An 11,713-nucleotide genomic window follows, 5' to 3' on the forward strand; every position below is an offset into this window, starting at 1 on the left:
CCGAACCTCGAATTACTTTACGCGAGTTGCCGCCGAGTTCCAAATCGGCAGGCGTGTAATGTGCACGACTAGACCGGTCTATGTGACCTTACTCACAAAAAGACCCGATTCGCCCCATACGGTTCCTTGATTTTCCGCGGTTTTTGCTTTTTTGCCGCCCGGACATCCCACGTCTGACTCAAAAAGTGCAGTGGTCTAGAGCCCTAGCATTTAGGACACACCACTGAACCCGAGGAAGGGAACCGCAATGGGCGATCTCGCACGACTGCCGCTGCTTGAGAAAGCACCCACAACACATGCTGGCCTGCTGGCATGGGTCGAAGAGGTTGCAGAACTTACCCAGCCGGACCGGATCCACTGGGTCGACGGTACGGAAGAGGAATACACCCGCCTCACGGGCGAGCTGGTCGAAGCCGGAACGCTGACCAGGCTGAACCCGGAGCTGTTCCCGAACTCCTTCGCCGCATTCTCCGATCCCGCGGACGTGGCGCGCGTTGAAGAGCAGACATTCATCTGCTCGGAGAACGAGCGGGATGCCGGCTTCACCAATAACTGGATGGCACCGGCCGAGATGAAGCAGAAGCTTCGTGGCCTGTTCGCCGGTTCCATGCGCGGCCGCACCATGTACGTCATCCCGTTCGTCATGGGCCACCTTGACGCAGAGGATCCCAAATTCGGCGTCGAGATCACTGACAGCGCCTACGTGGTTGCCTCCATGCGCATCATGGCCAACATCGGCACCGAAGTGCTGGACAAGATCACCGCCACGAACGCGTTCTTCGTTCCCGCACTGCACTCCCTGGGCGCCCCCTTGGCCCCCGGCCAGGCCGACGTCGCATGGCCGTGCAACCCGGACAAGTGGATTGTCCATTTCCCGGAGGAGCGTTCCATCTGGTCGTTCGGCTCCGGCTACGGCGGAAACGCCCTCCTGGGCAAGAAGTGCTACGCCCTGCGCATCGCTTCCGTGATGGCCCGGGACGAGGGCTGGCTTGCCGAGCACATGCTTATCCTCAAGCTCACCTCCCCGGAGAAGAAGTCGTACTACATGTCCGCCGCCTTCCCTTCGGCCTGCGGCAAGACCAACCTCGCCCTGCTTGACCCCACCATCGAGGGCTGGGAGGTCGAGACCCTTGGTGACGACATCACCTGGATGCGGATCGGCAAGGAAGGCGAGCTGCGCGCCACGAACCCGGAGGCCGGCCTGTTCGGCGTCGCCCCCGGCACCGGCTGGGGCACCAACCCCAACGCCATGCGCGCCATCGCCAAGGGCCACAGCATCTTCACCAACGTCGCCCTCACGGACGACGGCGGCGTCTGGTGGGAGGGTATGACCGAGGAAACCCCGGCGCACCTGACCGACTGGCAGGGCAACTCCTGGACGCCGGATTCGGACAAGCCGGCTGCCCACCCGAACTCCCGCTTCTGCACACCGATTTCACAGATCGACATGCTGGCCGAGGAGTACTACAGCCCCGAAGGCGTGGAGCTTTCAGCCATCCTCTTCGGCGGCCGCCGCAAGACCACGGTTCCGCTGGTGACCCAGGCCCGCAGCTGGACCAATGGCATCTTCATGGGTTCCACGCTCTCCTCCGAGACCACGGCGGCCGCCGCCGGGCAGGTCGGCGTGCTTCGCCGCGACCCGATGGCCATGCTGCCGTTCATCGGCTACGACGCAGGCGACTACCTGAAGCACTGGATCAGCGTCTCAGGCAAGGCCAACCCGGAGCGCCTGCCGCACATTTTCCTGGTCAACTGGTTCCGCCGCACCGCCGACGGCGATTTCGCCTGGCCCGGTTTCGGCGACAATGCCCGTGTCCTCAAGTGGGCCATCGAGCGCATCGAAGGCAAGGCTGACGCCATTGAGACCCCGATCGGCTTCGTGCCGGCGGGCCACGCGCTGGACCTCACGGGCCTGGACCTGACCCACGCCCACGTGGAAGACGCCGTCCGCGTCGACCGCGAGGAATGGGACGCAGAGCTTGCCTCCATCGAGGAGTGGTACGCGAAGTTCGGCGACTCCCTGCCGGAGGCCCTGCGCGCCGAGCTGGACGCCCTCAAGGAACGTATGGCGGACCACAGCTAGCCAGCTGGACAAGAACATCACGACGGCGGCGCCGCACCTTCTCAGAAAAGGTTCGGCGCCGCCGTCGTACATTGCGCGAACGGACACTTAGGCCCTTAACCGCGAACGGACACGTAAGCCCCGGGGCTTACGTGTCCGTTCGCTCCTGCTGTTAGGAAGCCAGCCAGATGTCCGGGCCGAAGACTTCGTAGTGGATCTTCGTGGCGGGGATCCCGGCGTTGATGGCCTCGTTGCGGATGTGCTTCATGAACGGCAGCGGACCGCACAGGTACAGCGAGGCGTTGGCCGGCAGGTCGACTTCGCGCAGCGACATGAAGCCCTCCTTGGTTCCGGCGACCGGCTGCTCGAGCCAGAGCTGCAGGTCGGCGCCGTCTAGGCGTTCGACGTCGTCCGTCATCTGGCTGCGCAGGGCCCAGCTGTCCAGGTCGCTTTCCGCGTGCAGGACCAGGACCTGGCGGTCCGAGCCGGAGTCAGCGAGGGAGCGCAGGATGGAGGCGGTGGGTGTGCAGCCAATGCCGGCGGAGGCCAGGACGACGGGCCCGTCGCCTTCCTTGAGGGTGATTTCACCGTAGGGGTTGGAGATCTCGAGGATGTCGCCCACTTGGACGTTGTTGTGCAGGACGGGGGAGACTTCGCCGCCGTCGTCCTTCTTGGTGGTGAACGTCCGGCTCGTGCCGGCCTCGCCGGACAGCGAGTACTGGCGGACCTGGCGGAGTCCGTCCGGGAGCTGGACCTTGACGCTCACGTACTGTCCCGCAAGGGCGGGGGTGACGGGGGTGTCGTCGGCAGGTTCCAGGGTGAACGTCATGGAGCCGGTGCCGGCAGCAGTCTTGGCGGCGACCCGCCACGGGCTCCACATCACGCCGTTGGCCTGTGCGGCGTAGAGGCCCTTTTCGAGCTTGATCAGCGCATCCGCCATGAGCCAGTAGACCTCGGTCCAGGCTTCGGCGATTTCCGGGGTAATGACCTCGGCGAGGTCCTCGGCGATGGCGGCGAAGAGGTGCTCGTAGACCACTTGGTACTGCGGTTCGGTGATGCCGAGGGAGGCGTGGCGGTGGGCGATGCGCGCAAGCACGGTCTCGGGCAGGGTGCCGGGGTTGTTCACCAGGTGGGTGGCGAAAGCGGCGATGCTTCCGGCCAGCGCCTGCTGCTGGTTGCCGTTGCGCTGGTTGGAGCGGCTGAAGAGCCCGTCCAGTAGTTCCGGGTGTGCTGCGAAGAGGCGGGCGTAAAACTTGGGGGTGATTTCACCGATCCGGGAACCGACCAGGGGGAGGGTGGCCTCGATGACGGGGAAGGACTTGTCCGAGAGCATGTTGACTCCTGAGATAGTGGCCCGGGGTCTTCAACCGGACCGATAAAAAATACCGGTATTTCAAATACGAGTATTTATACCTAAGTTCTACACGGTGTAGAAAAGATAACCAAATCGGGACGGGCCTTAGATCCCGGGCCGCAGTCCGATCGCCTGGAAGACCGGCGCCATCTGGCGTGTGCCGGGAAGCGTGGACACCACAATGTCGTCAAGCTCGCGGTAAAAGGCCTCCCTGGCCCGCGCAAGGGCGCCGCGAAGCCGGCATTCGTTGATGAGCGGGCAATCGCCATTGAGCGAATGGCAGTCGGCCGGATCGGTCCGGGTGTTCAGTTGCCGCAGGAGCTGCCCTACGGTGGCCCGGCGTCCGGCCTCGTTGAGCCGCGAGCCGCCGTTTCGACCCCGCTCGACGTCGATCACGCCGAGTTCGCGGAGCCGGGCCATGGCCTTGCTGACATGGTTGTAGGGAGTTCCCACGGCGTCGGCGATGCTCTGGGTGGTGAGGAGGTTGCCGTCCGGTGCGGCCGCCAGGACCATCATGGCGCGCAGGCTCACGTCCGCGAACGCGTTGATTTTCATGTCAGCAACCCATTGGAGGTCTAGTCCACCCAGATGGAGGGCTCGTTGGAATCAGCTGCAAGCTGCCCGAACTCCCATTCATGGGACTCGACATTGGGTTCGTAAGGCAGGACCGCGGCGAAAACGGAACCGTCACGGTGCTCGGCAGCGACGTGGATGGCGTCGGTGTCTTCTTCCAGCAACGTGATGTCGCAGACTACGGCGGCGGCACGGAAGTCGTCCCGGTGCTGCCGGAGCAGCTCGGTGAGGTCACTGATCATCGCGTCGGCATCGAAGCCGTCCTCCGAGCCGTCCTCGCTGTCAGCAGGCGTGACGGCGACGAGGCGCACCTCGCCGTCGTTCTCCACCACCAGCGCGAACGGGAGGAAACCGCCGTTGCGTCCCAGCTGTTCCTGGGCCGCACCGACGCCGGTGCCCAACAGGTTTTCCAGGTCGGTGGCCGTGGCTTCGGGCACCGAATCCCGCCAGGATGTTCCGGAAAGTTCAGTCATGCGGGCCGCCTAGCCGTTGACCAGGGCCAGCACGCGGTCGCGGATGCGTTCCATGGTGGCCCGGTCCGTGGCCTCGGTGTTCAAACGGAGGAACGGCTCAGTGTTGGACGGACGCAGGTTGAACCACCAGCTGCCGTCGCGGGCCGTGAACGTGCTGCCGTCCAGTGTGTCGATCTCGACGTCTTCGCCGGCAAAATCGGCGCGGACCCGCTCCACGGCGCCCGCCTTGTCTTCGATTTCGGAGTTGATTTCCCCGGAGGAGACGTACGGTTCGTACTCGTGGCCGAGCTCGGACAACGGGAGGTCCTGTTCGCCGAGGGCGGCCAGGACATGCATTGCGGCCAGCATGCCGGTGTCTGCATTCCAGAAATCGCGGAAATAGAAGTGCGCTGAGTGCTCGCCGCCGAACACGGCGCCTTCCTCGGCCATCTCGGCCTTGATGAACGAGTGGCCCACGCGCGTGCGCACCGCGCGGCCGCCGTCGTGCGCCACAAGCTCCGGGACGGCCCGTGAGGTCAGCAGGTTGTGGATGATGGTGGGGGTTTCCTCGCCCTGCGCCTTGGCGCGGGCAATCTCCCGGCGGGCCACCATTCCGGTGATGGCCGACGGCGAGACGGGGTTGCCCTTCTCGTCGATGACGAAGCAGCGGTCGGCGTCGCCGTCGAACGCGAGCCCGATGTCCGCGCCGTGTTCCACAACGGCCGCCTGCAGGTCAAGCAGGTTTTCCGGCTCGAGGGGATTGGCAGGGTGGTTCGGGAAGGAACCGTCGAGCTCGAAGTAGAGGGGAATGATGTCGAACGGCAGCTTGGGCAGGAGCGCATCGCCGAGTACCGCAGGGGTGGTCAGGCCGGCCATGCCGTTGCCGGCGTCGACAACCACCTTCAGGGGGCGGGATCCCCGGAGGTCAACTAGTTTGCGGAGATATTCGGAGTAGTCCTTCAGGACGTCGTGGACTCCGATGAGGCCGCGCTTGGCAGCGGCCGGGATGGATCCCGCGTGGAGGTACTCCTCCGCGCGGGCCTGGATATCCTTCAGGCCTGACTCCGAGGAGATGGGCTGGGCGCCGGCCTTGGACATCTTGATGCCGTTGTACTCGGCCGGATTGTGGCTGGCGGTGAACGTGGCACCTGCCGCGTTGAGCGCACCGCAGGCGTAGTAGAGCTCGTCGGTGGAAATGAGGTCCAGCAGCTGGACGTTGGCTCCGCGGGTGGCGGCACCGTTGGCGAATGCCTTGCTGAACTCCGGGGAGGAGGGGCGCATGTCGCCGCCCACCAGGACAGTCTGGCCCTCGAGCTTCAGGACGTCCACGAATGCGGCGCCCACGGCTTCGACGATTTCGGCGGTAATGGACTCGCCCACAATGCCACGCACGTCATAGGCCTTGAACGATGCCGAAAGGTCAAAAGTCTTTGTCTGGTCGCTAGTCACGCGTTCCATCTTACGTGGAAGCGCCAAGCGGCTGTGGAGGAGAGGTTGCGTTACGTGGACGCGGTGTGCAGCGTGCCGTCAAGGAGGTGCCGGCTGCGCGGACGTGGGCGCGGTGTGCGGCTGTCCACATGGCCGGTCACCTGGCTTCGCGGCTGTCGGAGGGTGCTGGGATACTGAATCAATGGCCAATAACCAGAATGCTGCTGTCCTTTCCGCTTCCGCTGACCTCCCCGCGGGTGGAACTGAGACCCGTGACCAGGCCCTGGAAGTGCTGCGGGGGCTGGTGGGGCATCCCGACGCCAGCTTCCATGACGGCCAGTTCGAGGCCATTGAGGCACTGGTCGACGGCGGCCGCCGCGCCCTGGTCGTCCAGCGGACAGGCTGGGGAAAGTCGGCTGTCTATTTTGTGGCATCCCTGCTGCTCCGGCGCCGCGGTGCGGGCCCCACCCTCATCGTGTCGCCGCTGCTGGCGCTGATGCGGGACCAGGTGGCCGCAGCGGCCAGGGCAGGAGTCCGCGCTGTTGCCATCAACTCCGCCAACCAGCTCGAATGGGACACTGTCCGTGAGCAACTGGCCGCGGACGAGGTGGACGTGCTGCTCGTGTCCCCTGAGCGGCTCACCAATCCGTCCTTCCGGGAGAACCAGCTTCCTGAGCTGATCCGCCGCACCGGTCTCCTGGTGATTGACGAGGCACACTGCATCTCCGACTGGGGCCATGACTTCCGCCCGGACTACCGGCGCATCGCGGACCTCATCACCCAGCTGCCCGACACCGTGCCGGTGCTGGCCACCACTGCAACCGCCAACTCCCGGGTGGTCCACGACATCGAGGAGCAGCTGGGCGACGGCGTGCTCACCATCCGCGGAGCCCTGGGCCGTGAATCGCTCCGGCTCGGCGTGCTGCGCCTCCAGGACTCCCGCGACCGGCTGGGCTGGCTCCTGACCCATCTGGCGGACCTGCCCGGCAGCGGCATCATCTATACCCTTACGGTGTCCGCGGCCGAGGACACGGCGCGGCTGCTCGCCGAAGCGGGCCATGAAGTCCTCGCCTACACGGGCCGGACTGATCCCGCGGACCGGGAACGGGCGGAACAGTTACTCAAGGACAACCAGGTCAAGGCGCTGGTGGCCACCTCGGCCCTGGGCATGGGCTTCGACAAACCGGACCTGGGCTTTGTAGTGCACCTCGGGGCCCCGTCGTCGCCGGTGGCGTACTACCAGCAGGTGGGCCGTGCCGGGCGTGGGGCGGCGAACGCGGACGTCCTGCTGCTGCCCGGGTCCGAGGACCGCGACATCTGGCAGTACTTTGCCACGGCGTCCATGCCCTCGGAGGAAAAGGCTGCGGCAGTCCTGACCGCTCTGGCCGAGGCCGGGGCCGCCGTGTCCACCGTGGCCCTCGAAGCCCGCGTGGACCTGCGCCGCACACCGCTGGAACTGCTGCTCAAGGTCCTGTCCGTGGACGGTGCCGTGGAGCGGGTGGGCGGCGGCTGGCGCTCCACCGGCCAGCCCTGGACCTACGACGCAGAGCGGTACAGCCGCATTGCCGAGGCCCGCGTGGACGAGCAGGATTCCATGGTGATCTACCAGGACACGGCAGGGTGCCGGATGGAGTACATCACCTCGGTCCTGGACGATGAAACAGCCCGTGCCTGCGGCCGCTGCGACAACTGCGCCGGGCGCTGGTTCCCGGCAGACATCTCGGCTTCGGCCACGGAAGCCGCCGGGCAGACGCTCAGCCGCGCCGGCGTGGCACTGGAACCGCGGCTGCAGTGGCCCAGCGGCATGGACAGGCTCGGCGTGACCGTCAAGGGCAAGATCAAGCCGGATGAAAGCCTCGCCGAAGGAAGGGCGCTGGCCCGCCTGACGGACCTCGGCTGGGGCGGGGCCCTGCGGGAAATTTTCGCCTCCGGTGCGGCGGACCGTGAGGTGGACCCCGCCATGCTCCAGGCCTGCGTGCAGGTGCTCCGGGAATGGGGCACCGGGAACGGACGCGACGCCGGCTGGAGCGGGGCAGGGCGGCCCGCAGCCATCGTTAGTATCCCGTCGCGCAGCAAACCCGCCCTGGTCGACTCCCTGGCGCGCGGTATTTCCGGCATTGGCCGCATACCGTACCTGGGCCAGCTGCAACTGGAACACGGCGGACCCACCGGCGGCCGCGGAGGCAACAGCGCCTACCGGCTGGCCGGCGTCTGGGACCGCCTCGTTGTAGGACCCGAGCTGGAGGCGGCCCTGTCCGGCATCCAGGGGCAGAGCGTCATGCTGGTGGACGATCTCACCGACAGCCGCTGGACGGTCACAGTTGCCGGCCGGGCCCTGCGCCGTGCCGGGGCGGGAGCCGTCCTTCCCCTCGTGCTGGGACAGGCCGGATAGGGGCACCGGCTGCTCCGCGTAAGGGGCGGACTTATTCTGGCACCGCACCTGGCACGCCTATAGGATCGGCGAATGAGTCCAGGCCAGGAGCCATGAGCGAACCCCAGAGCAGCGCCGCTTCGACGGTACGCCAGGAATGGCAGCCCCGGCTGGCCCTGCTGGTGGCTGCGACCTTCTTTATGGAATTCCTGGATGGCACCGTGCTGACCACGGCCATCCCCAGCATCGCGGGAGATTTCGCCGTGGCCCCGGCGGACGTCAACATCACCATGACGGCCTACCTCATGACCGTGGCCATGGGTATTCCGGTCAGCGGCTGGCTTGCGGAGCGCGTGGGTGCCCGCCGCGTCTTTTGCGCCGCCATCGCCGTGTTCACCATTGCTTCGCTGTTGTGCGCCCTGAGCCAGGACCTGACCATGCTCACGGTCAGCCGCGTCCTGCAGGGCGCCGGCGGCGCGATGATGGTGCCGGTGGGGACCCTGGTAGTGCTTCGCAGGACACCCAAGGAAGACCTGCTCCGGGCCACGGCCTATCTTGTGTGGCCAGGACTTCTGGCGCCGGTCCTCGCGCCGCTGGTGGGCGGAGCGCTGACCACGTTCCTGTCGTGGCACTGGATCTTCCTGATCAACGTTCCGTTGGGCCTGGCCGCGTTCATAGCAGCCCTCCGCCTTGTTCCCGAGGGTGCCGGGGACCAGTCACGGCGCCTTGACTGGGTGGGGCTGCTGCTGACAACGGCCGGCGTGGGCGCCCTGGTGGTAGGGCTCGAGCTTGCCACGGCTCACCCCTCCGGACCCTTCGGGGCAATCAGCGTGGCCGCCGGCTTCGCATCCATCGCCGCTGCGGTTCTGTGGCTGCGGCGCACCAGCAACCCGCTCTTCCAGTTGAACGTTTTTGGCACCCGGACGTTCCGTGCCACCTCCACCGGCGGGTTCGCGTACCGCCTGACCATCAGTGCGGTTCCGTTTCTGCTGCCGCTGATGTTCCAGGACGGTTTTGGCTGGGATCCGCTCCATGCCGGCGCCATGGTGGCGGCGGTCTTCATCGGCAACATCGGCATCAAACCGGCAACCACCCCGCTGATCCGCAGGTTCGGGTTCAAACCTGTCCTCGTCTTCGCCTCGCTCGCATCGGCTGCCACTTTTGCCCTGTGCTCCCTGCTCGATGCCGGAACCCCGGAACCGCTGATCTTTGCCCTGCTGGTGTGCAGCGGAGCGTTCCGATCCATCGGATTCTCGGCCTACGCTTCGATCCAATACGCCGACATCGCCCCGGGACAACTGCCGTCCGCCAACGCGATTTCGGCCACCCTCGTCCAACTGGCGGCCGGTGCGGGCATCGCCGTCGGCGCGCTGTTCCTCCGGCTCTTCGCCGCCCCCGGCGCTTTCGGCGCCGACCCCGTTGCGCCCTACCGAGGGGCATTCCTGGCCATCACAGTGCTGATGCTGCTCAGCACCGCTGACAGCCTGGCACTGCACCGGCAGGCGGGCGCCGAGGTCAGCCGCGGGCGTTCGGCGGCGCCGAAAGCCGCCAACCCCTAGTGACCCCGTCGCCGGGCATCCCGTCGCCGGGACCCCGGCTCCGGGCGCCCAGGCCCAGGACCCCGGCAGCGCCCCGGGACCCCGGGCGCTCCTAAGACTCCAGCACCGCCATGGCGGCGTTGTGCCCGCCAATGGCGCTCACCGCCCCGCCGCGCCGCGCTCCGGAGCCGCACAGCAGGATCCGGTCATCGTCGGTGGCCACACCCCAGCGCCGGGCGGGAGTGTCCAGCGGGTCATCGTCTTCCGCGAAGGGCCAGTCGAGTCCGCCGTGGAAGATGTTGCCGCGGGGCATACCCACGGCACGCTGGATATCCAGCGTGGTCTTGGTTTCGATGCACGGGGTTCCGTCGGCACCGGTCAGCAGCAGGTCCTCGATCGGCTCCGCCAGCACCGAGTTGAGGGACTTCACGACGGCGGCCTGAAGCCGTGCCCGCATCGCGTCGTTGTTCTCCGCAGTGATGAGCCTGTCCGGCACATGCAGTCCGAAGACCGTCAGGGTGTGGGCGCCGGAAGCCTGCAGTTCCGGCGAGAGGATGCTGGGATCGGTCAATGAATGGCAGTAGATTTCGCAGGGCAGCGGGTCCGGGACCATTCCCTGCTCGGCCGCCAGGTAGGCGTCGTCCAGCTGTGTCCAGGTCTCATTGATGTGGAAAGTGCCGCCGAAGGCCGCCTCCGGGCTGACGCTGCGGTCCAGTAGCCGCGGCAGGCGTTTGAGCAGGATGTTCACCTTGACCTGCGAGCCCTCGCGCCGGTGGTTGGGGTTCGCAGGCCCCCCGGCGCCGCCGTTCCGCAGGCTGTGCAGCACCGCGGGAGCGACGTTGGACAGCACCCACTCAGCGGATGCTGAGCGTTCCCGGCCCTCGTGGCGGTAGCCCACCGAGCCGCCGGGCCGGATGCTGGTGACCTCGGCGGACGTCACGATGGTGGCGCCGGCCTCGCGGGCTGCCCGCTCGAGTTCGCCGGAAACGGCCCCCATGCCGCCGATGGGGACGTCCCAGTCGCCGGTTCCGCCGCCCAGGAGGTGGTACAGGAAGCAGATGTTCTGCTGCAGGTCCGCGCTGCCGGCCCGGGCAAACGTGCCGATCAGGGCATCCGTCAGCACCACGCCGCGCACCAGGTCGCTGTGCACCCCGCGGGTGATGGCTTCGCCAACGGGCCGTTCCACCACCGATTCCCACGCGTCTCCGGCCCCGGCGGCCTCAGCGAGTTGCCGGGCAGCCGAACGGGTGGGCAGTGGCGACGTCATCGTGGGCCATAGCGCACCGGTGAGCTTTCGGCACTCCGCATAGAAACGTTCAAAGGCCGCGGCGTCGCTGGCCGCGGCGCCCACTGAAGCAAATGACGCCGCCGTGGCGGCCGCGTCTCCGTTGTCGATCAGGAGGCCGCGGCCGGGGTTGGCCGGGTCCGGTGTGTAGGAGGAGTAGCGGCGTCGGGCCAGCCTGATGCGCAGCCCCAGGTCATCAATGATCTCCTGCGGCAGCAGGCTCACCAGGTAGGAGTACCGCGAAAGCCGTGCCTCGACGCCGTCGAACGCCTGGGCGGATACGGCCGCGCCGCCCGCGTGGTCAAGCTTTTCCAGCAGCAGGACGTCACGTCCGGCCCGGGCCAGATAGGCGGCCGCCGCCAGCCCGTTGTGTCCGCCACCGACAATGACCGCGTCATAGCTGCTGCTGTTCGCCATGGGCCCATCCTGCCACCCCGAAACGCGCCGGGAACGCAAAAGGCCCCGGTCCAAGGGACCGGGGCCAAACGCGGAGACGGGGGGATTTGAACCCCCGGTGGAGTTGTGCCCCACACTTCATTAGCAGTGAAGCCCATTCGGCCGCTCTGGCACGTCTCCAATTGCTATTCCTAGCCCACCAAGGATACGCAGAACCGGCCATTCAGTGCAAAACGGCCGCAAACCTGAGGATA

Annotated in this window: 8 protein-coding genes and 1 tRNA gene; 3 read left to right on the forward strand and 6 right to left on the reverse strand. The window is 66.8% G+C overall.

Going from position 1 to position 11,713, the window contains the following annotated elements; translation table 11 throughout:
• Window positions 1-247 precede the first annotated feature (247 nt).
• Entirely contained in the window at window positions 248-2,083 is a 1,836-nt protein-coding gene (locus tag JOE41_RS14495; protein ID WP_209752755.1) for a phosphoenolpyruvate carboxykinase (GTP), read from the forward strand.
• Between the two features lie 151 nt (window positions 2,084-2,234).
• On the opposite strand, the gene JOE41_RS14500 is transcribed toward JOE41_RS14495, so the two are convergent.
• The 4 genes from JOE41_RS14500 to JOE41_RS14515 form a co-directional block, all read right to left on the reverse strand.
• On the reverse strand, window positions 2,235-3,395 hold the full coding sequence (locus JOE41_RS14500) for a globin domain-containing protein (protein WP_209752756.1): 1,161 nt from the start codon (window positions 3,393-3,395) through the stop codon (window positions 2,235-2,237).
• Between the two features lie 126 nt (window positions 3,396-3,521).
• Window positions 3,522-3,971, reverse strand: coding sequence for an Rrf2 family transcriptional regulator (locus JOE41_RS14505; RefSeq protein ID WP_011690536.1), 450 nt, complete (start codon window positions 3,969-3,971; stop codon window positions 3,522-3,524).
• A gap of 20 nt (window positions 3,972-3,991) precedes the next feature.
• Window positions 3,992-4,462 carry a hypothetical protein gene (locus JOE41_RS14510; protein ID WP_011690537.1) on the reverse strand — a complete coding sequence of 157 codons (471 nt, stop codon included), beginning with the start codon at window positions 4,460-4,462 and terminating at the stop codon, window positions 3,992-3,994.
• 9 nt (window positions 4,463-4,471) lie between these two features.
• A complete protein-coding gene (locus tag JOE41_RS14515) occupies window positions 4,472-5,890 on the reverse strand; it encodes a phosphomannomutase/phosphoglucomutase (RefSeq protein WP_043429355.1) in 1,419 nt (472 codons plus the stop codon).
• A gap of 181 nt (window positions 5,891-6,071) precedes the next feature.
• Here JOE41_RS14515 and JOE41_RS14520 point away from each other — a divergent pair, with 181 nt between their 5' ends.
• Window positions 6,072-8,261 carry an ATP-dependent DNA helicase RecQ gene (locus JOE41_RS14520; protein ID WP_209752757.1) on the forward strand — a complete coding sequence of 730 codons (2,190 nt, stop codon included), beginning with the start codon at window positions 6,072-6,074 and terminating at the stop codon, window positions 8,259-8,261.
• A gap of 92 nt (window positions 8,262-8,353) precedes the next feature.
• Complete coding sequence (locus JOE41_RS14525; RefSeq protein WP_209752758.1) at window positions 8,354-9,799, forward strand: MFS transporter; 1,446 nt, start codon at window positions 8,354-8,356, stop codon at window positions 9,797-9,799.
• Between the two features lie 91 nt (window positions 9,800-9,890).
• On the opposite strand, the gene JOE41_RS14530 is transcribed toward JOE41_RS14525, so the two are convergent.
• Entirely contained in the window at window positions 9,891-11,480 is a 1,590-nt protein-coding gene (locus tag JOE41_RS14530; protein WP_209752759.1) for an NAD(P)/FAD-dependent oxidoreductase, read from the reverse strand.
• A gap of 71 nt (window positions 11,481-11,551) precedes the next feature.
• Window positions 11,552-11,639 (reverse strand) — tRNA-Ser (locus tag JOE41_RS14535).
• Between the last annotated feature and the right edge of the window lie 74 nt (window positions 11,640-11,713).

It is taken from the genome of Arthrobacter sp. PvP103, from assembly GCF_017833075.1.
Classification (GTDB): Bacteria; Actinomycetota; Actinomycetes; order Actinomycetales; family Micrococcaceae; genus Arthrobacter.